Source organism: Streptomyces sp. NPDC002055 (genome assembly GCF_040296705.1).
Taxonomy (GTDB): Bacteria; Actinomycetota; Actinomycetes; order Streptomycetales; family Streptomycetaceae; genus Streptomyces.
On sequence record NZ_JBEOXS010000087.1, the window covers coordinates 1 to 24142 of the forward strand.

17 protein-coding genes are annotated in these 24142 nt (G+C 73.5%); 5 read left to right on the forward strand and 12 right to left on the reverse strand.

Annotated features, from left to right (window positions below; all coding sequences use genetic code 11):
• Positions 1–149 precede the first annotated feature (149 nt).
• The 5 genes from ABT112_RS32235 to hrcA form a co-directional block, all read right to left on the reverse strand.
• On the reverse strand, positions 150–3389 hold the full coding sequence (locus ABT112_RS32235) for a S41 family peptidase (protein WP_351515347.1): 3240 nt from the start codon (positions 3387–3389) through the stop codon (positions 150–152).
• A gap of 257 nt (positions 3390–3646) precedes the next feature.
• Positions 3647–4390, reverse strand: coding sequence for a 16S rRNA (uracil(1498)-N(3))-methyltransferase (locus tag ABT112_RS32240; protein ID WP_351515348.1), 744 nt, complete (start codon positions 4388–4390; stop codon positions 3647–3649).
• Positions 4387–5466, reverse strand: coding sequence for a nitronate monooxygenase (locus ABT112_RS32245; protein WP_351515349.1), 1080 nt, complete (start codon positions 5464–5466; stop codon positions 4387–4389). Before ABT112_RS32245 ends, ABT112_RS32240 begins: the two co-directional genes overlap by 4 nt.
• Positions 5467–5629: 163 nt before the next feature.
• Positions 5630–6769 carry a molecular chaperone DnaJ gene (gene dnaJ, locus ABT112_RS32250; RefSeq protein WP_351515350.1) on the reverse strand — a complete coding sequence of 380 codons (1140 nt, stop codon included), beginning with the start codon at positions 6767–6769 and terminating at the stop codon, positions 5630–5632.
• 2 nt (positions 6770–6771) lie between these two features.
• Positions 6772–7788, reverse strand: a complete 1017-nt coding sequence (hrcA, locus tag ABT112_RS32255) for a heat-inducible transcriptional repressor HrcA (RefSeq protein ID WP_351515351.1) — start codon at positions 7786–7788, stop codon at positions 6772–6774.
• 172 nt (positions 7789–7960) lie between these two features.
• Here hrcA and ABT112_RS32260 point away from each other — a divergent pair, with 172 nt between their 5' ends.
• On the forward strand, positions 7961–8698 hold the full coding sequence (locus ABT112_RS32260) for an MBL fold metallo-hydrolase (RefSeq protein ID WP_351515352.1): 738 nt from the start codon (positions 7961–7963) through the stop codon (positions 8696–8698).
• 33 nt (positions 8699–8731) lie between these two features.
• Positions 8732–9556 (forward strand): DUF3097 domain-containing protein, encoded by an 825-nt coding sequence (locus tag ABT112_RS32265; protein ID WP_351515353.1) that lies wholly within the window; start codon positions 8732–8734, stop codon positions 9554–9556.
• A gap of 86 nt (positions 9557–9642) precedes the next feature.
• Here ABT112_RS32265 and ABT112_RS32270 read toward each other — a convergent pair whose 3' ends face one another.
• The 3 genes from ABT112_RS32270 to ABT112_RS32280 form a co-directional block, all read right to left on the reverse strand.
• Complete coding sequence (locus tag ABT112_RS32270; protein ID WP_351515362.1) at positions 9643–11286, reverse strand: MFS transporter; 1644 nt, start codon at positions 11284–11286, stop codon at positions 9643–9645.
• Positions 11287–11619: 333 nt separating this feature from the next.
• Entirely contained in the window at positions 11620–12852 is a 1233-nt protein-coding gene (hemW, locus tag ABT112_RS32275; protein WP_351515354.1) for a radical SAM family heme chaperone HemW, read from the reverse strand.
• 100 nt (positions 12853–12952) lie between these two features.
• Positions 12953–15070: a SpoIIE family protein phosphatase gene (locus tag ABT112_RS32280; RefSeq protein WP_502975514.1), complete on the reverse strand. Its 2118-nt coding sequence runs from the start codon at positions 15068–15070 to the stop codon at positions 12953–12955.
• A gap of 386 nt (positions 15071–15456) precedes the next feature.
• Between ABT112_RS32280 and ABT112_RS32285 the strand changes: the two genes are divergently transcribed.
• A complete protein-coding gene (locus ABT112_RS32285; protein WP_351515355.1) occupies positions 15457–16041 on the forward strand; it encodes a response regulator in 585 nt (194 codons plus the stop codon).
• 56 nt (positions 16042–16097) lie between these two features.
• Here the strand turns inward: ABT112_RS32285 and ABT112_RS32290 are convergent, their stop codons facing one another.
• Complete coding sequence (locus tag ABT112_RS32290; protein ID WP_351515356.1) at positions 16098–17981, reverse strand: AMP-dependent synthetase/ligase; 1884 nt, start codon at positions 17979–17981, stop codon at positions 16098–16100.
• Between the two features lie 283 nt (positions 17982–18264).
• A complete protein-coding gene (gene lepA, locus ABT112_RS32295; protein ID WP_351515357.1) occupies positions 18265–20139 on the reverse strand; it encodes a translation elongation factor 4 in 1875 nt (624 codons plus the stop codon).
• A gap of 237 nt (positions 20140–20376) precedes the next feature.
• Here lepA and rpsT point away from each other — a divergent pair, with 237 nt between their 5' ends.
• Positions 20377–20643, forward strand: a complete 267-nt coding sequence (rpsT, locus tag ABT112_RS32300) for a 30S ribosomal protein S20 (RefSeq protein ID WP_351515358.1) — start codon at positions 20377–20379, stop codon at positions 20641–20643.
• Positions 20644–21282: 639 nt separating this feature from the next.
• On the opposite strand, the gene ABT112_RS32305 is transcribed toward rpsT, so the two are convergent.
• A complete protein-coding gene (locus tag ABT112_RS32305) occupies positions 21283–21642 on the reverse strand; it encodes an ArsR/SmtB family transcription factor (protein WP_351515359.1) in 360 nt (119 codons plus the stop codon).
• A gap of 94 nt (positions 21643–21736) precedes the next feature.
• Here ABT112_RS32305 and ABT112_RS32310 point away from each other — a divergent pair, with 94 nt between their 5' ends.
• The gene (locus tag ABT112_RS32310; protein ID WP_351515360.1) at positions 21737–22717 is read left to right on the forward strand and encodes a quinone oxidoreductase family protein; all 981 of its coding nucleotides are present in this window, start codon (positions 21737–21739) and stop codon (positions 22715–22717) included.
• A gap of 158 nt (positions 22718–22875) precedes the next feature.
• Here the strand turns inward: ABT112_RS32310 and holA are convergent, their stop codons facing one another.
• Entirely contained in the window at positions 22876–23868 is a 993-nt protein-coding gene (gene holA / locus ABT112_RS32315) for a DNA polymerase III subunit delta (RefSeq protein WP_351515361.1), read from the reverse strand.
• Between the last annotated feature and the right edge of the window lie 274 nt (positions 23869–24142).

The following is a 24142-nucleotide window of genomic DNA, read 5'->3' on the forward strand; positions in this document are numbered from 1 at the left end:
GTGTATTTGTGGCCCCCAGGGCCGTAAATATACGTTCCGGAACCCCCCACCCCGGAGCCCCCACCCCCGAAACCCCAGACCACCCGCACCCACACAACGACGCCCGCCGAAACGAACCGCAAGACCCCCAAGCGCGCGCCGCACCGCGGCTACGGCAAAGCCGGCGGCACCTTCGCCGGCCTCTCCTCCAACCCCGCCAGCGCCATCCGAATCGCCTCGTCCAGCTGCGGATCCCGCCCCGCCACCGAATCCTGCGGCGCGTGCACGACCTCGACGTCCGGATCCACCCCGTGGTTCTCGACCTCCCAGCCGAGCCCCTCCAGCCAGAACGCGTACTTGGGCTGGGTGACGGACGTCCCGTCGACCAGGCTGTAGCGGCTGTCGATCCCGATCACCCCGCCCCAGGTGCGGGTACCGACCACCGGACCGATCCCCAGGGCCTTGATCGCCGCGTTGACGATGTCGCCGTCCGAGCCGGAGAACTCGTTGGCCACCGCGACCACCGGCCCGCGCGGCGCGTCCTGCGGATAGGTCAGCGGGGCCATGCCGCGCGGCAGGTCCCAGCCGACCACCCGGCGGGCCAGCTTCTCCACGACCAGCTGGGACGTGTGGCCGCCGCGGTTCTCGCGGACGTCCACGACCAGCCCCTCGCGGGCGACTTCGACCCGCAGGTCGCGGTGGAGCTGGGCCCAGCCGGAGCCGACCATGTCGGGCACATGGAGGTAGCCCAGGCGCCCGCCGGTCCGCTCGTGGACGTAGGCGCGCCGGTCGGCGACCCAGGCGTGGTACCGCAGCGGCTCCTCGTCGGCGACCGGCACGACGACGGCGTGCCGGGGGTCGCCGCCGCCCGCCGGGGCGACGGTGAGTTCGACGGGCTTCCCGGCGGCCCCCACGAGCAGCGGCCCGGGCCCGGTGAGGGGGTCCACGGGGTGGCCGTCGACGGCGAGGATCGCGTCCCCGGCCCGGACGGCCGCGCCGGGCGCGGTGAGCGGGGAGCGGGCGTCCGGATCGGAGGTCTCGGAGGGCAGGATCCGGTCGATCCGCCAGGCCCCTTCCGCGTCCCGGGAGAGGTCCGCGCCGAGGAGCCCCTGCCGGTGCGCGTGGTGCCCGTGGCCGCCGGGCGGGGTGACGTAGGCGTGCGAGGTGCCCAGCTCGCCCTGCACCTCCCACAGCAGGTCGACCAGGTCGGAGTGGGTGGCGACCCGGGCGAGCACCGGGCGGTAGCGGTCCAGGACGGCGTCCCAGTCGACGCCGCTCATGCCGGGGTGCCAGAAGTGGTCCCGCATCAGCCGCCCGGCCTCGTCGTACATCTGCCGCCACTCGGCGGCGGGGTCGACGGTGTGCCGGATGCGGGAGAGGTCGACGGTGACGCTGCCGCCGTGGTCGTCGTCCTCGTCCGACTTGCTGTCGGCGGGGACGAGCCGCAGCTTGCCGCCGGTGACGAGGAGCACCCGCTTGCCGTCACCGGTGACGGCGAAGTCGTCCACGTCCTGGGCGAGTTCCTCGGTCCGCAGCTGTCCGAGGTCGTAGCGCTCCAGCGCGCTGGTGGGCCCGTCGTCCTCGGGGGTGGCGAGCGCCGCGCCGAGCACGCCGCGCAGCGGGTGCCGCAGCCACAGCACCCCGCCGTCGGCCGCCCGCAGGCCGGAGTAGCGGCCGCCCTCGACCGGGAAGGGCACGGCGCGGTCGGCGAGGCCGTCGAGGTCTATGCGGGTGGCGGGGCGCGCCGGGTCGTCGCCGCCGTCGCCGTCCGGCTTCTCCTCCTCGACGGGCCGGCCGTGCCGCTGGGGTCCGAACGGCGAGGGCGTGTCGGCCGCGAGGGTGAGCAGGTGGGGGCGGCAGGCGCCCACGAAGGCGAGGTCGAAGACGTGCGCGTCGTAGACCGGGTCGAAGGCCCGCTCGGAGAGGAACGCGAGGTGCTTGCCGTCGGCGGTGAAGGCGGGCGCGTAGTCGTTGAAGCGCAGCGGGGTGGCGTCGGCGACGGACAGGTCGGCGGTGTTGGCGATCTTCAGCTGGCGCAGTGGGCCGGGGCCGGGGTGGGACCAGGCGAGCCAGCCGGAGTCGGGCGAGAAGACCAGCCCGTCGGCGTCCCCGTGCGGGCTGTTCGCGACCTCGCGGACCTCGCCGGAGTCCCGTTCGACCAGCAGGACGCGCCCGTCGTGGGAGGCGACCGCGGCGCGGCTGCCGTCGGGGGCGACGGCGAGGTCGAGGACCCGGCCGAGGCGTCCGGCGGCGAGCCGGCGCGGGGCGGCGCCGGGGGCGGAGCCGGCCGCGGGCGCGAATTCGAGCGCATCCTCGCCCTCGGCGTCGGTGACCCAGACGACGTGCTCCTCGCCGCGGGCGGAGCCGCGGTCCTGGAAGGTGCGGGGCAGCCGGGCCCGCACGCCCGGTTCGGCGGCCAGCGCCCGGGCCGGTCCCTCGCGGTGGGTGACCCAGTGGATGCTGCCGCGGACCTCGACGGCGCTGCCGCGCCCGGTGCGGTCGGGGCAGGCGTCCCCGAGGTAGGCGGCGGCGCGGACCGGGTGCGGCTGGAGGTCGGCGCGCTGCCCGCCGAGACGGATCTCCAGGCGGCGCGGCTCGGCGCTCTCCAGGTCTTCCAGCAGCCAGAGTTCACCGGCGCTGCTGTACACCACGCGGGTGCCGTCGGTGGCGGCGTGCCGGGCGTAGAAGCCGTCGGGCACGGCGCCGTCCGGGCCGGAGCCGAGGGGGGTGTGCCGGCGCAGCCCGGAGCCGTCGGGCAGCGAGGAGTAGAGCGCGCCGACGCCCTCGTGGTCGGAGAGGAAGGCGATCCGGTCCCCCACCCACAGGGGGCACTCGATGTTGCCGTCGAGGCCGGCGTGCAGCCGCTCGAACTGCCCCTCCCCGGTGGGGTCGAGCCAGAGCTTCCCGGCGGTGCCGCCCCGGTAGCGCTTCCAGGCGGCGGCTTCGCGGCCCATGGTGACCGAGAGCAGCAGCACGGCGCCGTCCGGGCCGTAGGCCAGGTCGCCGACCGGACCGTACGGGAGGGTGCGGGCGGGGCCGCCGTCCAGGGGGACCGCGCGGGCCCAGGACCGGCGCAGGGAGGCCTGTCCGTGCGTGGTGACGGCCAGGATGTCGCCGTCCGGGGTCCAGCCGCGGACGGTGGTCCGCCCGCTGCCCCAGTAGGTGAGCCGGGTGGAACCGCCGCCGTCGACCGGGGCGGTGTGCACCTCGGGCAGGCCGTCGCGGGTCGAGGTCCAGGCGATGTGCTGCCCGTCGGGGGAGATCCGCGGGGACGAGACGGGCATGTTGTCCGCGCTGACCCGCCAGGCACGGCCGCCGTCGAGCGGCGCCGCCCAGACGTCGTCCTCGGCGGTGAAGGCGATCAACTCGCCGTGCAGGTGGGGGAACCGGAGGTACGAAGGCTGCGTCACGCCTGCCACACTAACGATCCGTCGCGGATCGTCACCAGGGGCCGGGCAGCCGCGGAGCTTCCGGGCAAGGGTGACGGACCGGCACTTCCCGGTCGTTTCGCGCGCAGGCCGGCCGTCGCGGCCCGTACGGTCCGGAGGGCCGGGACCGACGGCCGGGCGTGCAGCTCACGGTGGTGCCGCTCGGCGAGCAGGGCGAACGCCGCCCGGTCGCCGCCCGGCGTCGCACCGCCCGGTGCGGCACCGCCGCCGTCGGCGGTTCAGGACCAGCGGCCGGTACGCCCCAGCAGTAGCGCCGTGGCGGCGGTGCCCGCGGTGGAGGTGCGCAGCACGCTCGGACCCAGCCGGTGGGGCTGTGCCCCGGCCTCGGCGAAGACCGCCAACTCCTCGGGAGAGACGCCCCCTTCGGGGCCGACGATGAGCACGATGTGCCCGTCGTCGGGGAGTGCGGCGGTGGCCAGGGGCTCGCTCCCGGCCTCCCGGTCCTCGTGCAGCACGGCGGCGAAGTCGGCGCTCGCGAGGAGGGCCGCGACCTGCTTGGTGGTCATGGCGTCGGCGACCTCGGGGAACCGCACCCGGCGGGACTGCTTGCCCGCCTCCCGGGCCGTACTGCGCCATTTGGCAAGGGACTTGGCGCCCCGGTCGCCCTTCCACTGGGTGATGCAGCGGGACGCCTGCCAGGGCACGATCGCGTCGACGCCGGTCTCGGTCATGGTCTCGACGGCCAGTTCGCCGCGGTCGCCCTTGGGGAGGGCCTGGACGACGGTGATCCGGGGAGCGGGCTCCTCCTCGGCCCCGGCCGCGCCGACGGTGAGGACGAGCCGGTCCTTGCCCTCGGCGGCCCGCACCACGCACGGCGCCGAGCCGCCCCGCCCGTCGGTGAGCACGACCTCCTCGCCGGCCCGCAGTCGGCGCACGGAGACGGCGTGCCGCCCCTCGGGGCCGTCGAGCACGAACTCGCCCGTGCCGGGCAGGGGGTCGACGACGAAGACGGGTGCGGTCACGACGCGGAGTCCGGCTTCAGCGAGGCCCGTGCGGCGTCGAGTTCGGCGGCGAGGAGCTCGACCAGCTCGGCGGCGGGCAGCTCCCGGGCCAGCCGGTGGCCCTGCCCGGCCCACAGCGCCATGCCCTGCGGGTCACCGGCCGCGGCGGCGGCCTTGCGCAGCCCCGCGGTCAGGTAGTGGATCTGCGGGTACGCGGCGGGGGCGTACGGGCCGTGCTCCCGGATGAACCGGTTGACCAGGCCGCGGGCCGGGCGCCCGGAGAAGGCCCGGGTGAGCGCGGTGCCGGGGAACACCGGGTCGGTGACGGCCCTCTTGTGCAGCTCGTTGGCGCCGGACTCGGGGCAGACCAGGAACGCCGTGCCGAGCTGGGCGGCGGTGGCGCCGGCGGCCAGCACGGCCGCGATCTGCGCTCCGCGCATCAGCCCGCCGGCGGCGATGACCGGCACCTGGACGGCCTCGCGGACCTGGGCGATGAGGGTCAGCAGGCCGACGCCGTGCCCGGGGCCGTCGGTGTACGGGTCGTCGTGGTGGGTGCCCTGGTGCCCGCCGGCCTCGATGCCCTGGACGCAGACGGCGTCCGCGCCCGACCACTGGGCGGCCTGGGCCTCGGCGGGGCTGGTGACGGTCGCCACGGTGAGGGTTCCGGCCTTGGCGAAGGCGTCGAACACGGCCCGGGAGGGGCAGCCGAAGGTGAAGGAGACGACCGGGACCGGGTTGTCGAGGAGGATCGCGACCTTGGCCTCGTAGGCGTCGTCGGTGGTGCCGTCCGTGTCGCCGAGCGGGGTCTCGTACCAGGTGGCCTCGCCCGCGAGCTGTTCGCGGTAGACGTCGACGGCCGCCGCGTCGGCGACGGAGGGCTGCGGCATGAACAGGTTGACGCCGAAGGGGCGGCCGGTCAGGCCGCGCAGCGCCTTGATCTCCTCGTACATGGCCTCCGGCGTCTTGTAGCCGGCGGCCAGGAAGCCGAGGCCGCCCGCGTCGGACACGGCGGCCGCGAGCTCGGGGCGGGACGCGCCACCGGCCATGGGGGCCTGCACGATCGGGTACCGGGAGAGATCGGTGAGCGCGGAGGGCATGCCCACATGGTGTCACGCCCGCCGGGCCCGGCACGGACGGACCCCGGAGCCGGTGTCCGGCGCGCGCCGCCGGCCGGAAGGACGGCCGGGGACGCGGGTGTTGCCCGCCGAGGCGGCCGGGGCGTCCGGGCCCGGTGGTCGGAACCACCGGGCCGGCGTGGCCTCAGCGGCCGTTGAAGGCGTCCTTCAGCCGGGAGAACAGCCCCTGCTGTCCGGGCTGGAAGTGGCCGGAGGGCCGCTCCTCGCCGCGCAGCTTGGCGAGCTGCCGCAGCAGGTCCTCCTGCTGCGGGTCGAGCTTGGACGGCGTCAGCACCTCGACGTGCACGATCAGATCGCCGCGCCCGCCGCCCCGCAGGTGGGTGATGCCGCGCTGGTGCAGCGGGATCGACTGGCCGGACTGGGTGCCGGGCCGGATGTCGACCTCCTCCAGCCCGTCGAGCGTCTCCAGCGGGCACTTGGTGCCCAGCGCCGCCGCCGTCATCGGAATGGTGACGGTGCAGTGCAGGTCGTCGCCGCGCCGCTGGAAGACCGGGTGCGGCAGCTCGTGGATCTCGACGTAGAGGTCGCCGGCGGGCCCGCCGCCGGGGCCGACCTCGCCCTCGCCCGCGAGCTGGATCCGGGTGCCGTTGTCCACACCGGCCGGGATCTTGACGGTGAGGCTGCGCCGCGAGCGGATGCGTCCGTCGCCCGCGCACTCCTGGCAGGGGGTCGGCACGACGGTGCCGAAGCCCTGACACTGCGGACACGGCCGCGAGGTCATGACCTGGCCCAGGAAGGACCGCGTCACCTGCGACACCTCGCCGCGGCCGCGGCACATGTCACAGGTCTGCGCCGAGGTGCCCGGCGCCGCGCCCTCGCCGGTGCACGTGGTGCACACGATCGCGGTGTCGACCTGAATGTCCTTGGTGGTGCCGAAGGCCGACTCGTCCAGCTCGACGTCGAGCCGGATCATCGCGTCCTGGCCGCGCCGGGTGCGGGACCGCGGCCCGCGCTGCGAGGCGGTGCCGAAGAACGCGTCCATGATGTCGGAGAAGTTGCCGAAGCCCGCGCCGCCGAAGCCGCCCGCGCCACCGCCTCCGCCGGCCTGCGAGAGCGGGTCCCCGCCGAGGTCGTAGACCTGCTTCTTCTGCGGGTCCGAGAGCACCTCGTAAGCGGCGTTGATCTCCTTGAACCGCTCCTGGGTCTTCGGGTCGGGATTGACGTCCGGGTGCAGTTCCCGAGCCAGGCGCCGGAACGCCTTCTTGATCTCGTCCTGCCCTGCGTCGCGGCGCACGCCCAGTACGGCGTAGTAGTCCGTGGCCACTTTTACGACTCCGCCAGGATCTGTCCGACGTAACGTGCCACTGCGCGTACCGCTCCCATCGTTCCGGGGTAGTCCATGCGGGTCGGTCCGACCACGCCGAGTTTGGCGACTGCCTCGTCGCCCGAACCGTAGCCGACCGCGACGACCGATGTGGACGTCAGCCCCTCGTGGGCATTCTCATGCCCGATTCGTACGGTCATGCCGGAGTCCTTGGCCTCGCCGAGCAGCTTGAGGAGCACCACCTGCTCCTCGAGAGCCTCCAGCACCGGCCGGATGGTCAGCGGGAAGTCGTGTCCGAAGCGGGTCAGATTGGCGGTACCGCCGATCATCAGCCGCTCCTCGGTCTCCTCGACCAGCGTCTCCAGGAGAGTCGCCAGGACGGCGGAGACCGTGCCCCGGTCCTCCGTCTCGAAGGACTCCGGAAGATCCTGCACCAACTGCGGCACATCCGCGAACCGGCGGCCCACCACGCGGCTGTTGAGCCGGGCCCGGAGGTCCGCCATGGAGGTCTCGCCGAACGGCGCGGGGCAGTCCACCAGGCGCTGCTCGACCCGTCCGGTGTCCGTGATCAGCACCAGCATGATCCGGGCCGGAGCGAGGGAGAGCAGTTCCACATGCCGGACGGTCGACCGCGTCAGCGACGGGTACTGGACCACCGCGACCTGCCGGGTCAGCTGCGCGAGCAGCCGGACCGTGCGGCCCACGACGTCGTCCAGGTCGACCGCGCCGTCCAGGAAGTTCTGGATGGCCCGGCGCTCCGGCGACGACAGCGGCTTCACGCCGGCCAGCCGGTCCACGAAGAGCCGGTAGCCCTTGTCGGTCGGGATGCGGCCCGCGCTGGTGTGCGGCTGGGCGATGTAGCCCTCGTCCTCCAGCACCGCCATGTCGTTGCGCACGGTGGCCGGGGACACGCCGAGGCCGTGCCGCTCGGTGAGCGCCTTGGAACCGACCGGCTCCTCGGTGCCCACGTAGTCCTGGACGATGGCGCGCAGCACTTCGAGTCTGCGTTCACTGAGCATGCGCACACCTCCAGTGGTGGTTCCGTGGGCCTCTGCCTGGCACTCGCTGCATCTGAGTGCCAGCTTCCCCCGCCTCAGTGTACGGCGGGGTGGTGTGAACAGGGCAAGGGCCGTCACCGCCGGTGTTGGCCGGACGGCGGGCCACGGTACCGCTCCGCCGTAGCCTCGTCGCATGGATCACACAGCGGAAGAGCCGCGTTGGGAGTTGCTCGCGCCGGGGGTCGAACGGCGCAGACTGCCCGTCTGGGACATGACCGCCGGGGTGGTGCACGGCCCGGACGCGGTGCTGATGGTGGAGGCCGGTTCGAGTCTGCTCGAAGGCGCGGAACTGGCCCGCCAGGCGGCGGGGTCGGCGGGCCGGAGGGTGACACATCTCGCACTCACCCACCCGCACTTCGACCATGTGCTCGGGATGGACGCCTTTCCCGGGGCGGAGGTGTACGCCGCCGTCGGCATGGACCGGCTGCTGTCCTCGCCCCGGGAGCGGGAGGCCCTGCGCGACGACGCGGTGCGGCAGGGGGTGGAGCCCGGCGCCGCCGCGGAGGCCGCGGAGCGGCTGACGGCGCCGCACCACCTGATCAGCGGTGAGATGACGATTCGGCTCGGCGGCGGCCGGGAGGCGGTGCTGGTGAACGCCGGCCCCGGCCACACGGCCCACGACCTGGCGGTGCTGGTGCCGGGCACCGGCGGGGCCCCGAGCGTGGTGTTCTGCGGCGACCTGGTGGAGGAGTCGGGCGAACCGCAGGCCGGGCCGGACGCCGTACCGGCTCAGTGGCCCGCGGCCCTGGACCGGCTGCTGGACCTGGGCGGTGAGGACGCGCTGTACGTCCCCGGCCACGGCGCGGTGGTGAATGCCCGTTTCGTCCGGGAGCAGCGGGACCAGCTGGCGGCCCGTTTCGGCGTGTCGTAGTCACGACCAGCCGTTTCTTCCTACTGTCGGGCGATGCGCAGCAGAGAGTACGGGCCGGACCTCACCCCGCCGTGGAAGAAGCAGCAGCCCGCCCCCGAGGTGCCGGCCGAGCCCGGTCTGGTGGTCGAGGAGGTGTCGACCGGCTTCTGCGGCGCGGTGATCCGCTGTGAGAAGACGGCGGAGGGACCGACGGTCACGCTGGAGGACCGGTTCGGCAAGCACCGGGTCTTCCCGATGGTGCCGCGCGGCTTCCTGGAAGAGGGGCGCGTCGTCACCCTGGTGCGCCCGTCGCACACGGCGCCCGCCCGCACCGGCCGGACCGCCTCCGGCTCGGTCGCCGTACCCGGAGCGCGGGCCCGGGTCGCACGCGCCGGGCGCATCTATGTCGAGGGGCGGCACGACGCGGAGCTCGTGGAGCGGGTCTGGGGCGACGACCTGCGGATCGAGGGCGTGGTCGTGGAGTATCTGGAGGGGGTCGACGACCTTCCGGCGGTGGTCCGGGACTTCTCCCCCGGTCCGGACGCCCGGCTCGGGGTCCTCGTCGACCATCTGGTGCCCGGCTCCAAGGAGTCGCGGATCGCCGAACAGGTCACCGACGCGCACACCCTGGTCGTGGGACACCCCTACATCGACATCTGGGAGGCGGTGAAGCCCGCATCGGTGGGCATCCCCGGCTGGCCGTCGGTCCCGCGCGGGCAGGACTGGAAGACCGGGGTGTGCCGGGCGCTGGGCTGGCCGGAGAACACCGGGGCGGCCTGGCGGGAGCGCGTCCTCGCCTCCGTGAACAGCTACAAGGACCTGGAGCCGGCGCTGCTGGGCCGGGTCGAGGAGCTGATCGACTTCGTCACCGCGCCCTGAGGGGTGCTTGCCCTCTGCCCGCCCGGCGCGAGTGCTTGCCCTCTGCCCGCCCGGGGCGCGCGGCGGGAGCAAGCGCCCCTGAGCGGTCAGAGGTCGGTGGGGCGCGCGGCCCCCGGGGAGCCGGCCGGCCCGGTGAACCCGGCGGCGCCCCCGGGACCCGCCGGTTCCGCCCAGCCGGGGGCGCCGGGCGGGCCGGACGGTCCGCCGGGGCCCGGCCCGGGGTCCCGCTCGTCCGGGGCGCCCGTGACCCGGGTGCCGGGGTGCAGCAGCGAGCAGACGAAGGCGACGGCCAGGGCGCCCGCCATGCAGGCGAAGACGACCTGGTTGGCCTCGGCGAAGTCCATCCGGACGGTGCCCATGGCCTCGCGCAGGGAGCGCGCGACGGGGCCGTCTCCGGTCGGCTGCCGGTCGTCGGCGTTCCCGGTGATGGACTCCGCGATGTTCCGGGCGATGTCCCGGGACTCGCTCTCCGGCACGCCCCGGGCCTCGAAGCTCTCCACCACCCGGTCGGTCATCACATGGGTCAGCACCGTGCCGAAGATCGCGAGCCCCACGCTGGCGGCGAAGTTGCGCACGGTCTGGGTGATGCCGGTGACCTCGCCGTACGACGCGTCGATGGCCCGGTTGACGGCGTCGGTGGAGGCCGGGGCGAGCAGGAATCCGATGCCGGCGCCCGCGAGGGCGACATAGGGCCACTGGTCGTGCACCGAGAGGTCGGTCATCTTGTGGGCCCACAGGGCGAATCCGACCGCACCGACGGCGGTGCCCAGCCGCATGGCCGGTTTCGCGCCCTGCTTGTCGAGGATCCGGCCGCCCCACTGGGAGGCGATCGCGAAGCCCACGAAGAAGTACAGCAGGTAGAGCGCGGCCTGGTTCGGGGACTCGCTGAGCGAGATCTGTGCGTAGACGGAGGCGAAGAAGAACACCGGGACGAACGCCATCATGGCGAAGAACAGCACCGCGGCGTCGGCGGCGAAGGCCCGGTCGGCGAAGACCTTCAGCTGGATCAGCGGGTGCCGGGTGCGCAGCTCGAAGCGGACGAACAGCGCCAGGACGGCCAGGCCGCCCACGATGCACAGCCAGGTGGCGGCGCTGCCCCAGCCCCAGGCGGACGCCTGCTGGAGCCCCAGCACGCTCAGCCCCATCCCGACGACCACCAGGACGGCTCCGGGCCAGTCCAGGGGTTCGGAGCGGGGTTCGTTGCGGATCCGGGCCAGGAAGGTGAGGACGAGGGCGACGATCGCGACCGGCACGTTGACCCAGAAGATCGCCCGCCAGGTCCAGGAGGTCAGCCAGCCGCCGAGCAGCGGGCCGACGGCGGTGAGCGCGCCGGAGAGCCCGAAGAACAGCGCCAGCGCGCGGCCCCGCCGCTCCACCGGGAACACCGCCACGACCACGGCGAGCGCGGCCGGGAACATCAGCGCGGCACCGATGCCCTGGGTGGCCCGGAAGACCACCAGCCAGGCCAGCGCCCCGTCCCCGTCGGGCACCGCGCCGCAGAGGGCGGAGGAGACGACGAAGACGACGGTGCCGATCACCACGACCCGTTTGTGGCCGAGGAGGTCGGCCAGCCGGCCGCCGAGGGCGAAGAACGCGGCGAGGGCGAGCAGATAGGCGTTGACGACCCACTGCATGCCCGAGGAGGAGAGGTTGAGCTCCTGGATGATGCTGGGCGCGGCGATGGACACGATGGTCTGGCCGATGAAGGTCATCGACACCGCGAAGAGCATCGCCGCCAGGGCGACGCCCTCCCGCGGGGCTTCCGCCGCCGCCCCGCCGCGGGACGGTGAGGGCGGCTCGGAGGAACCTCGGGAACCCCGCATGTCACTCGCATCACAGGATTCTCCGTGGCCTCAGGTATCACTGCATCCGCGCGGGGCCCGGTCGGCGGACCGGTGCCGTCCGGGGGTCGCCCGGCCGTCCGTGCGCGGGGCGCGGCACGGGCGCCACGGAGTCGTGCCCGGCCCGGGTGCGATCCGTTGCTCCACCCGGACCGTCGGCGGCACGGGCCCGGGCCGTGGATCGGTCCTCGTCCTGCGGCCCGACCGCCCGGCCTCCTCGGCTCAGTCGACCAGGTCCCGGACGACGGCGTCGGCCAGCAGCCGGCCGCGCAGGGTGAGCACCGCCCGGCCCGCCGCGTACGGCTCCGCTTGGAGCAGGCCGTCGGCGAGGGCGCGGGCGGCGGCGCGCGTGCCCGCCGGTGCCAGCAGACCGAGCGGACAGCCGTCGCGCAGCCGCAGCTCCAGCAGGATCCGCTCGACCCGCCGGTCCTCGTCGGCCAGGATCTCCCGCCCGGCGCCGGGCGACCGCCCCTCCGCCAGGGCCTGGGCGTACGCGCCCGGGTGCTTCACGTTCCACCAGCGGACGCCGCCGACGTGGCTGTGCGCGCCCGGCCCCGCGCCCCACCAGTCGGCACCGGTCCAGTAGAGCTCGTTGTGGCGGCAGCGTCCGGCCGCCGAGGTCGCCCAGTTGGACACCTCGTACCAGTCGAAACCGGCGCCGGACAGCGTCTCCTCGGCGATCAGATAGCGGTCGGCGTGCACGTCGTCGTCGGTCATCGGCACCTCGCCGCGCCGGATCCGCCGGGCCAGCTGGGTGCCCTCCTCGACGATCAGCGCATAGGCGGACACATGGTCCGGGCCCGCCTGGACCGCCGCGTCCAGGGAGGCGCGCCAGTCGTCGTCGCTCTCCCCCGGCGTGCCGTAGATCAGGTCGAGATTCACATGGTCGAAGCCGGCGGCCCGGGCCTCGGCGACGCACGCCTCGGGGCGGCCCGGGGTGTGGGTGCGGTCCAGCACCTGCAGGACGTGCTGCCGGGCGCTCTGCATGCCGAAGGAGACCCGGTTGAAGCCGGCCGCCCGCAGCTCCTCCAGATAGCGCGGATCCACCGACTCCGGATTGGCCTCGGTGGTGATCTCCGCGCCGTCCGCCAGCCCGAACTCCTCCCGGACGGCCGCGAGCATCCGCCCCAGGTCCGCGGCGGCCAGCAGGGTCGGGGTGCCGCCGCCCACGAACACCGTCTCCACCGGCCGCGGGTCGTCGCCCAGCACCTTCCTCGCGAGCCGGATCTCCTCGGCGACGGTCTCCGCGTAGGTGTCCCGGGAGGCCAGGGCGCCGCCGGAGCCCCGCAGCTCACTGGCGGTGTAGGTGTTGAAGTCGCAGTATCCGCAGCGGGTCGCGCAGTACGGCACATGCAGATAGAAGCCGAGCGGCCGCTCGGCCGCCCCGTCCAGGGCGTGGCGCGGCAGGGTCCCGGCTGAGGGCATGGGCTCGCCGTCGGGCAGTGCGGATGGCATACGGCCCATTGTCCCCCGGCGCGGAGGTGTCCCCGCCCGGTCGTCCGGGGCGGCTGCGGAGGCCGGTGCCGGAAGGGTCATGACGGGCCGGAACCGCAGGTCACCGGCGGTGCAGCACCAGCAGCGCCAGGTCGTCGTCGGGCGGAGCCGTATCGAAGCCGTGCACCAGCGCGCGGATGCGCTCGGCGGTCCCGGCCGCGCCGAGCCCCGCGCACCCCGCCAGCGCGGCGGCCAGGCCGTCGTCGTCGTCGAACTGCCGCCGGCCCGAGCGCCGCTCCGTCACCCCGTCCGTCACGCACAGCAGGGTGTCGCCGGGTTCCAGGTCGAAGGTCCCGGTCTCGTACGCGGTGTCCTCCAGCACGCCGAGCAGCACCTGCGGCGCGGCCACCGGCCGCACCCGGCCGTCCGGGCGGAGCAGCAGCGGCAGCGGGTGCCCGGCACTGGCCAGGGTGCAGCGGAGGCCGCCCGCCTCCCCGGTCGCCACCAGTTCCCCGAAGAGCAGGGAGAGGAACCGGACCTGGGTGACCTCGCCCGCCGGGTGGGCGCCCGCGGTGGCCACCGCGGCGACGGCGGCGACGGCGGCCGCCGCGGCCTCGGTCGCCTGCGTCGCGTCGTCCACCAGCATGCGGTTGAGCCGGTCGAGCACCCCGGCGACGCCGTGGCCCTCGTGGGCCAGCAGCTTCAGCCAGGGCCGCACGAGCCCGGTGACGACGGCCGCCTCCGGGCCGCTGCCGCAGACGTCGCCGAGGGCGAAGCACCAGCGCCCCTCGCCGGCGTGGAAGATGTCGTAGAAGTCGCCGCCGGCCCAGGCGCCCTCACCGGCGGGTTCGTACACCACCTGGGTGTCCACGCCGGGGACGGCCGCGATGCTCCGGGGCCGCAGGCCCTGCTGGAGCACCAGGCTGGTGGTGGCCTGCCGGGTGTACTGCCGCGCGGAGACCACCGCCAGCGCGACGCGCCGCGCGAAGTCCTCGACCAGCGCCGTCACTTCGTCCGGGATGCGCGCCAGACCGGCCCGGCCGAGCAGCAGGGTGCCGACGCTCCGGCCGCCCGCGAAGAGTCGGCAGGCGAGCGCCGAGCCGTGCTCGTCGCCCGGCTCCGGGTCCGGCCACTCCGCGAGTACCGGACCGTCCGCGGTCCCCTCGGGCACCGGCACGGCCACCACCACCGCGGCCTGCGGCCAGGGCCAGGGCACCGGCCAGCCGAGGGCGGCGTCCGGCAGCGCCGGCGGGTCCTTCTCCAGGACCGTGCGCAGTCCCTCGATCCGGGTCTCGTTGGCGTGCCACACGCGGGCCAGGCGGGGCTGCGCGCCGGGGCCCCGCCCGTCCTCGCCGTCCAGCCAGACCGCGCACCAGTCGGCGAACCGCGGCACCAGCAGCTGAGCCGCCAGTGCCGCCACCTTCTCCTCGTCGAACTGCCCGGCCAGCAGGTCGGACGCCTCCGCGAGGAAGGACAGGGCGCCCCGGCTGCACCAGCCGCCGTCGCGGTCCGGTGCGGGGTCGGGACCGGGCCGGGGCACCGGGTCACCGGCCGGCCCGCCGGACGGCAGTGGCGCTCCGGGAGCCGGCGGCGCTCCGGAGGCGAGCACAGCGCCGGGGACAGGCACCGCGGCCCACAGCGGCGGCACCCCGCGGACCGCGACATCCGGGACGACGGCACCGGCGGTCGCCGACAGCCGGAACCACACCGTCTTCAGCCCCCGCCGGTAGCTGACGCCCCAGGACTCGGCGAGGGCCCCCACCAGGTGCAGACCGCGGCCGTACTCACCCGCGGGGTGCGGCTCACCGCGCAGGGGGCGCGCCGGATGGTGGTCGGAGACCTCGACGACCAGGGCTTCCGCCCCGCCGTCGGCACCGTCCGCCCCGCCGTCGACACTGCCTGCCCCGTCACGGGAACCGCCTGCCCCGTCAGCGAAACCGCCCGGCCCGTCCGCCGGGACGAGCCGGCAGACGAGCTCCACCTCCGTCCCGGCGTGCACCACGGCGTTGGTGACCAGTTCGCTGACGAGCAGGGCCGCGTCGTCCGCGAGCCGTTCGGCGAACGGACCGGACTCGGGCAGTCCGGCCTCGGCCCAGCCGGCGAGCACCCGGCGGACGAAGCCGCGCGCGGTGCCCGGGGACCGGGGATTCCCGGGCAGGCTGGTGTGGGCCACCCGGTCCGGACCGCGGACGGCGGGACGGGCACCCACGGTTTCCCGCTGCATCGGAATCGACCCCACGTGAGCGTCTCCTGATCCGTGACTCCTGCCCGGTTCGGGCATTCAGCCGTGACGACACCGCCAGAGTGACAGAATGAGCCCGCCCATGAGCACCGAGTCACCGAAGTGGGCGGGCGGATGAGAGCAACGATGCGAACCGAGCGCGACGGACCGGCGTCCGCGGCTCCGCGCGGCGGAGCGGCGGACCCTGCGGCCGGAGTGCGTGTGTGCCCGGCACCGGCCGGAGCCTTCTGGCCGAACTGGCACACGGGTGTCGCCCGGACGTCCGGCCCGGATGACGCCGCCCGGGGCCGCGGTCCGCTCACGCCCGGCAGCCGTCGGCAGCGGGTCCGGCCACGACGGGCGGCGGGGGCCCGGCCGGCCCCGCCCGATCCCCCGAGGACCCGATGATGAGCAGCGCCCCCGCCGACGACCGGGCGAGCATCCTCCTGGTGGACGACATGGAGGACAACCTCGACGCCCTGGAGGCCGTGCTGGGCGGCCTGGGCGAACCGCTGGTGCGGGCCGGGTCCGGGGAGGAGGCGGTGAACGCCCTGCAGGAGCGGGAGTTCGCCGTGGTGCTGCTCGATGTGGTGATGCCGGGCATGGACGGTTTCGAGACGGCCGCGAGCATCAGACGGCAGGGCCGGTCCCGCGATGTGCCGATCATCTTCCTCACCGGCACCGGGACCGGCACGGACCGCGGCTACGCCTTCCGCGGCTATGCCACGGGCGCGGCCGACTTCGTCACCAAGCCCTTCGACCCGTGGGTGCTGCGCGCCAAGGTCGGCGTCTTCCTCGATCTGCACCGGAAGAACCGCCAGTTGCAGCGGCTGCTCGCCCGGGACCGGGAGCAGCTGGACACGCTGGCCGAGCGGCTGGCCTCGATCGAGAGCTGCCTGGCCACCGGCCGGGCGCCGGACACGGCGGAGCTGCGGGCCGGCGTGGCCCGGATGGAGGAGGCGCTGCGCGAGCTGCGGAGCGGGCGGTGAGGTGGATACCGCCCGCCCCGCGGATGTGCCGGGCGGACCCGGCGCGGCGGGTGCCGCTACGCCTCGCGCGAGCCGTTGTACATCTCGTCGATCAGGTGCTTGTACTCGCGCTCCACGACCGGCCGCTTGAGCTTGAGGCTCGGCGTGAGCTCCCCGTGCTCCACGTCGAGGTCACGGGGCAGCAGGCGGAACTTCTTGATGGTCTGCCAGCGCTGCAGGCCCTCGTTGAGGCGGCCGATGTAGCCCTGGATGAGCTCCTGCACCTGCGGGGAGGCGACGACCTCGGCGTACGGCTTGCCGCCGAGCCCGTGGTCCGCGGCCCAGCCCAGGATCGACGGCTCGTCGAGCGCGATCAGGGCGGTGCAGAAGTTCCGGTCGGCGCCGTGCACCAGGATGTTGGAGACGAACGGGCAGACCGCCTTGAACTGGCCCTCGACCTCGGCGGGGGCGATGTACTTGCCGCCCGAGGTCTTGATGAGGTCCTTCTTGCGGTCGGTGATCCGCAGGAAGCCGTCCGAGGACAGCTCGCCGATGTCGCCGGTGTGGAACCAGCCGTCGGACTCCAGCACTTCGGCGGTCTTGTCGGGCAGCCCGTGGTAGCCCTCCATGATGCCGGGGCCGCGCAGCAGGATCTCGCCGTCGTCGGCGATCCGCACCTCGGTGCCGGGCAGCGGCTTGCCGACGGTGCCGGTGCGGTAGGACTCGCCCGGATTGACGAAGCTGGCGGCGCTGGACTCGGTGAGGCCGTAGCCCTCCAGGATGTGGATACCGGCGCCGGCGAAGAAGTAGCCGATGTCGGGCGCCAGCGCGGCGGAGCCGGAGACGGCGGCCCGCAGCCGTCCGCCGAACGCCTCGCGCAGCTTGGCGTAGACGAGCTTGTCGGCGACGGCGTGCTGCGCCGCGAGGCCGAAGGGGGCGCTCCGCTTGCCGGTGCGCCGGAAGTTGTCCTGGGTGACCTTGGCGTACTCGCGGGCGACCCCGGCCGCCCACTGGAAGATCTTGTACTTGGCGCCGCCGCCCTCGCGGGCCTTGGCGGCGACCCCGTTGTAGACCTTCTCGAAGATCCGGGGCACGGCGGCCATATAGGTCGGCCGGACCACCGGCAGATTGTCGATGATCTTGTCGATGCGGCCGTCGACGGCGGTGACGTGCCCGACCCCGATCTGCCCGGAGATCAGCACCTTGCCGAAGACGTGCGCCAGCGGCAGCCACAGGTACTGCACGTCGTCCGCGGCGACCATCCCGGTGGCCGGGATCGCGCGGGCCATGTACGACCAGTTGTCGTGCGGCAGCCGTACGCCCTTGGGGCGGCCGGTGGTGCCCGAGGTGTAGATCAGGGTCGCGAGCTGATCGGCGGTGATGGCGTCGATCCGCTTGCGGACGCTGTCCGGGTTGTTCTCCAGGTGCGCGGCGCCGCGCCGCTCCAGCTCGGCCAGGGAGAGGACCCAGCCGTCCGGGTCGCCCTCGGCGGGCTCGGCGTCCGACTCCTCGATCACCACGACATGGGCCAGCCCGGGGAAGTCGGCACGCCGCTCCCGCGCCTTGGCCAGCTGTTCCGCGTCCTCGGCGATGAGCACCCGGCTGTCGGAGTCCGCGATGATGAACGCGGTCTCCGCGCTGTTGGTGCTCGGGTAGATCGTGGTGGTGGCCGCCCCGGCACAGAGAACGCCGAGGTCGGAGAGGATCCATTCGAGCCGGGTACCGCAGGCGACCGCCACCCGCTCCTCGGGCCGCACGCCCAGCTCGATCAGCCCGGCGGCGATGGAGAGCACCCGGTCCGAGGACTGCTTCCAGGTCAGCGAGCGCCACTCGTCCCGCCCGGACGGCGACGGCACGGGGTAACGGAACGCCTCGGCGTCCGGTGTGGCATCGACCCGCTCCAGGAAGAGGGTCGCCACGGAAGGCGGCCGGTTCTCGATCAACGTCTGCGTGTCGCTCACGACATCCTCCGTGGCCCGCGGCAGTGCTGTGACTGGCTGGAAGTTGTTTAACTGGCGAGTAACCTTCGAGCAGGCATCAGGTTAAAGCTCGTACCGCCTGTACGTAAGGGGTGCCGGCCCTCCGTCTTGGCCGAGTCCTGCCGCAGGGCCGGACCAGGCCCGTCATCCCGGGGAAAACCAGGAGTCTGCGGTTTTCTCCGTCTTCACCCGGATGGACCGGGAGCGCCGGGCAGAACTCCGGCGCCCGTCCCCGAGGGGGCGGGCGCCGGAGGTGATGCGGCCGTTACTTCTTCGCCTTGGCGTCGCCGCCCTCGGTGTCGGAGGACAGCACCGCGATGAAGGCCTCCTGCGGGACCTCCACGTTGCCGACCATCTTCATCCGCTTCTTGCCTTCCTTCTGCTTCTCCAGCAGCTTCCGCTTACGGGAGATGTCACCGCCGTAGCACTTGGCGAGCACGTCCTTGCGGATGGCGCGGACGGTCTCCCGGGCGATGACCCGGCTGCCGATGGCGGCCTGGATCGGCACCTCGAAGCTCTGCCGCGGGATGAGCTCGCGCAGCTTCGCGACCAGCCGCACACCGTAGGCGTACGCCTTCTCCTTGTGGGTGATCGCGGAGAACGCGTCGACCTTGTCGCCGTGCAGCAGGATGTCGACCTTGACCAGGTCGGCGGTCTGCTCGCCGGTGGGCTCGTAGTCGAGCGAGGCGTAGCCGCGGGTCTTGGACTTCAGCTGGTCGAAGAAGTCGAAGACGATCTCGGCGAGCGGCAGCGTGTACCGCAGCTCGACCCGGTCCTCGGAGAGGTAGTCCATGCCCAGCAGCGAGCCGCGCCGGGACTGGCAGAGCTCCATGATCGCGCCGATGAACTCGCTCGGGGCGAGCAGCGTGGCGCGGACGACCGGCTCGTACACCTCGGAGATCTTGCCGGTGGGGAACTCGCTGGGGTTGGTGACCGTGTGCTCGGCACCGTCCTCCATGAGCACGCGGTAGACCACGTTGGGGGCGGTGGCGATGAGGTCCAGGCCGAACTCGCGCTCCAGGCGCTCCCGGATGACGTCCAGGTGCAGCAGGCCGAGGAAGCCGACGCGGAAGCCGAAGCCCAGCGCGGCGGAGGTCTCCGGTTCGTAGACCAGGGCCGCGTCGTTGAGCTGGAGCTTGTCCAGGGCCTCGCGGAGCTCCGGGTAGTCGGAGCCGTCCAGCGGGTAGAGCCCGGAGAACACCATGGGCTTGGGGTCCTTGTAACCGCCGAGCGGCTCGGTGGCGCCCTTGTTGAGCTGGGTGATCGTGTCACCCACCTTGGACTGGCGGACGTCCTTCACACCGGTGATGAGGTAGCCCACCTCGCCGACACCGAGGCCGTCGGCGGAGGTCATCTCCGGGGAGTTGGTCCCGATCTCCAGCAGCTCGTGCGTGGCACCGGTGGACATCATCCGGATGCGCTCGCGCTTGCCGAGCTGCCCGTCGACGACCCGGACGTAGGTGACCACGCCGCGGTAGGAGTCGTAGACCGAGTCGAAGATCATCGCGCGGGCCGGGGCATCCGCGACGCCGACGGGCGCCGGGATGTCGGCGACCACCTTGTCGAGCAGCACGTCGACGCCCATGCCGGTCTTCGCGGAGACCTTCAGTACGTCGTCGGGCTCGCAGCCGATGAGGTGGGCGAGCTCCTCGGAGAACTTCTCGGGCTGGGCTGCCGGCAGGTCGATCTTGTTGAGGACGGGGATGATCGTGAGGTCGTTCTCCATCGCCAGGTAGAGGTTGGCGAGGGTCTGCGCCTCGATGCCCTGGGCGGCGTCGACCAGCAGGATCGTGCCTTCGCAGGCCGCCAGGGACCGGGAGACCTCGTAGGTGAAGTCGACGTGGCCAGGCGTGTCGATCATGTTGAGGATGTGGGCGGTGCCCTGGTCCTCACCGGTGGTCGGCGCCCAGGGCAGCCGGACCGCCTGGGACTTGATCGTGATGCCGCGCTCGCGCTCGATGTCCATCCGGTCGAGATACTGGGCGCGCATCTGGCGCTGCTCGACGACGCCGGTGAGCTGCAGCATCCGGTCGGCAAGGGTCGACTTGCCGTGGTCGATGTGAGCGATGATGCAGAAGTTACGGATCAGCGCCGGGTCGGTACGGCTCGGCTCCGGCACGTTGGAAGGGGTCGCGGGCACGCAGGGTCCTGTTTCTTGAGACGCCTATCGCCTCTGGTCGGATCGATACGTAGCCTCCATCCTCCCATGGCCGCCGCGCGGCCCACCGCTGCCCGCCGGAGCGCGGCTCCCGGCGGGCGCCGCGCCTCGACCGGTTTGGGAGGCCATCGGGCCTGCTGCTAGCCTGGTCCACTGTGCCTCGTGCCCTCTCACGCGCGGCGCAGATCAAGAATCCGACGAACCTGCAAAGGCTCTTTCGTGGCGAACATCAAGTCCCAGATCAAGCGGAACAAGACGAACGAGAAGGCGCGCCAGCGCAACAAGGCCGTCAAGTCCTCGCTCCGTACCGCGATCCGCAAGACCCGCGAGGCCGTCGAGGCCGGCGACGTCGAGAAGGCCACCGTGGCCGCTCGCGAGGCCGCCAAGAAGCTCGACAAGGCTGTCAGCAAGGGCGTCATCCACAAGAACGCCGCTGCCAACAAGAAGTCGGCGCTGGCCACCCGCGTCGCCGGCCTCAAGGGCTGACGACACCTCCGAGTCCCCGCAGGGACTCACCGCTCCTCTTCGAGGAGCGCTGCCCCCTCGGACGCTGATCACAAGCTCCGACGGCCGGGCAGAACCGGGGCTCCGGCCCCACTCGCGGGACACCGTCCCGCCGGGGACTCCGGTCCCCACCCCGCCGCCCCGGACCCAGCGGTCCCTCTCAACCGCTCCGGACGGCACCCTCGCGGAGAGCGATCTCCCGCGACACCGCGCCGCACGCGGCCTGCGTTCGCCACGCGGGTGCGGCGCACCGAGTCGAACCGAAGGCCCGGCACCTGCCCTTCCCCAGGGCGGTGCCGGGCCTTTGGCGTGGGTGGGGGCTGCGGCGTGATGGAAGGCTGCGGCGTGGCGTGAGGCCGTGGCGTGAGGTGGGACGCCGTGGCGTGGATGGGGGCCGCCTGCTCGACGTCCTGGCTCCGCGACTCGCTCGGCTCGCCCGCCCCTATCGGCGTTCCCGCCCCCTCCGCCCCATTCCGCTCCCCTGTCACAGCTCCCCTGTCACAGCGGGCACTCGGGAACGGCATGCGATCACGCACGCATCGCCGGTCGCGCGGGAGTTGAGGGAGCTGGGGGAGCTGGGGGCGTTGCTGGTTCCGGCTACGGTCCGGCCACTGATTCCGGCTACTGGCTCCGGCTCCTGGCTCCGGCTCCTGGCTCCGACTCCTGGTTGCGCTCGCGCAGAACGAGGTCGAGCAACCCCGGGAACCGGGCGTCGAACTCGGGGCGGCGCAGCCGGTTGACCCGCTTGGCCCCCATGTCGCGCTGCTCGACCAGACCGGCCGCCCGGAGCGACGCGAAGTGGTGACTGAGCGCCGCTTTGCCGACGGGCACGTCGAAGCTGCCGCAGCTGCGCGCCCAGTCCTCCGAGGCGGCGAGCTCTCGCACCAGAACGAGCCTGACCGGGTCCGCGAGCGCCGCCAGCGCGACCTCGACCGGCACCTCGTCGGGGTGAGTGTGCTCAGGCGCAGCCCGATGACTCATGCCGTCTCCCGGAGATCACTTGCCGAGTGTTCGATCAAAACCATACACTCGCGGGTGTTCGCTTCTCATCGAATACTAGCGGCAGGGGACGATCATGCGTGCAATCGTGCTGGCGGAGTTCGGCGGACCGGATGTCCTGACCGAGGCGGACGTGCCGGTACCGGAACCCGGACCGGGCGAGGTGACGATCGATGTCGCGTACGCCGGGGTCAACTTCGCCGAGCTCAAGGCCCGTAGTGCCGGGTTCCGGGTGCCTGCCCTCCCGTTCGTTCCCGGTCTGGAGGTCTCCGGCCGGGTCCGGGCTGTCGGGGCGGGCGTCGAGGGACTGCGGCCCGGGCAGGAGGTCGCCGCGCTCACCGTCGCGGGCGGATACGCCGAGGTCGCCGTGGCGTCGGCCGCCACGGTCTTCGCACTCCCGGCCAGGGTGTCGCTGCGCACCGGTGCCACGCTCCCGACGGTGCTGCCCACCGCGCACGCCCTGCTGCACGAGGTGGGTCGGCTGACACGGGGTGAGACCGTCCTGGTACAGGGAGCGGCCGGCGGCATCGGAACCGTCGTCGGCCAACTCGCCCGGCTGGCCGGCGCCGGTTCCGTCCTCGGTGTCGTCTCCCGCAAGGAGAAGATCGAGCAGGCTCTCACCTCCGGTTACGACGAGGTGTTCGTCGGCGACGGCTTCGTCGACGACGTCCGGCGCAGCACCGGCGGCCGGGGCGTCGATCTGGCTCTCGACCCGGTGGGCGGCGATACGTTCCGGCGGACCCTGGACTCACTCGCGCCCTTCGGCCGGCTCGTCTCGTTCGGCAACGCGAGCGACGCGGAGCCGTGGCGGATCGGTCAGCCAGACCTGATGCCCGGCGGGCGCTCGGTGGCCGGCTTCTCCGTCCTGACCCTGGCGGAGAACGACCCGCAGGCGCTGCGCACCATCGCGGACAGGGCTTTCGCGCGCGTGGCCGAGGGCGCGGTCGACCTGCCGGTGAGCGCCGAGTTCCCGCTGGCGGATGCCGCGGCGGCCCACCGCCTCGTCGAGACCCGTACGACCACGGGGAAGCTGCTGCTGCGGGTCGCAGGCGACTGAGGCGGCAGACGGCTGAGGCGGCAGACGGCTGCCCCCGGCCCCGAGGGCTGCCCCGGCCCGGGGACAGCCTTCGGGGCCGGGATGGTCTGTCGGGGCCGAGGTGACCTGTCGGGGCGAGGTGACCTGTCGGGCCGAGGTGATCCGTCGGGCCGGGGGCGTCAGTACGGGCGGGCGGGGCGAGCCGCGCGGGCCACGGCGACCACCGCCTTCTCCAGGGCGTACGCGGGGTCGTCGCCACCGCCCTTGACCGCGCCGTCCGCCTCGGCCACGGCTCGCAGGGCGGCCGACACCCCGTCCGCCGACCAGCCGCGCATCTGCTGCCGCACCCGGTCGATCTTCCACGGCGGCATGCCCAGTTCGCGGGCGAGGTCCCCGGGGCGCATGCCGCGCGGAGCGGAGGCCAGCTTGCCGATCGCCCGCACCCCTTGTGCGAGGGCGCTGGTGATCAGGACCGGAGCGACTCCGGTGGAGATCGACCAGCGCAACGCCTCGAGGGCCTCCGCCGCACGGCCTTCCACCGCGCGGTCGGCCACGGTGAAGCTGGATGCCTCGGCCCGGCCGGTGTAGTAGCGAGCGACCACGGCCTCGTCGATGGTGCCCTCGACATCGGCGGCGAGCTGGGAGCACGCGCTCGCCAGTTCGCGCAGATCGCTCCCGATCGCGTCCACCAGCGCCTGGCAGGCCTCCGGCGTCGCGGACCGGCCGACGGAGCGGAACTCGGACCGGACGAAGGCCAGCCGGTCCGCGGGCTTGGTCATCTTCGGACAGGCGACCTCACGGGCGCCTGCCTTGCGGGCCGCGTCGAGCAGCCCCTTGCCCTTGGCCCCGCCCGCGTGCAACAGGACCAGGGTGATCTCCTCGGCGGGCGCGGCCAGATAGCCCTTGACGTCCTTGACGGTGTCGGCGGAGAGGTCCTGGGCGTTGCGGACCACCACGACCTTGCGCTCGGCGAACAGCGACGGGCTGGTCAGCTCGGCGAGCGTCCCCGGCTGCAACGCGTCGGGCGTGAGGTCCCGCACATCGGTCTCGGCGTCGGCGGCGCGCGCGGCGGCTACCACCTGCTGCACGGCGCGGTCGAGCAGCAGATCCTCCTGGCCCACGGCGAGCGTCACGGGGGCGAGCGGGTCATCGGTCGAAGTCTTCCTGGACATCGCGGAACAGCATCCCACGGGCCACCGACATTGATGGCTGTCGGCGGCCCGGCGGTCATGGTTCGGCCACGGACCGGCGCCCCGCTGCGCTGTCCTCGCGTTGTCTCGGCATCCGCCGGGTTGGCTTCCCTGCCCGGACACCCGCCCATCGCCGGTCCCGGCGTCGCCCCGCAGCCCGGCGCCCCCGCGGCCCGGCGACCCGGCGACCCGGCGACCCGGCGACCCGGCGACCCACCGACCCGACCACCGCCCCATCCACCCGACGACGAACGCC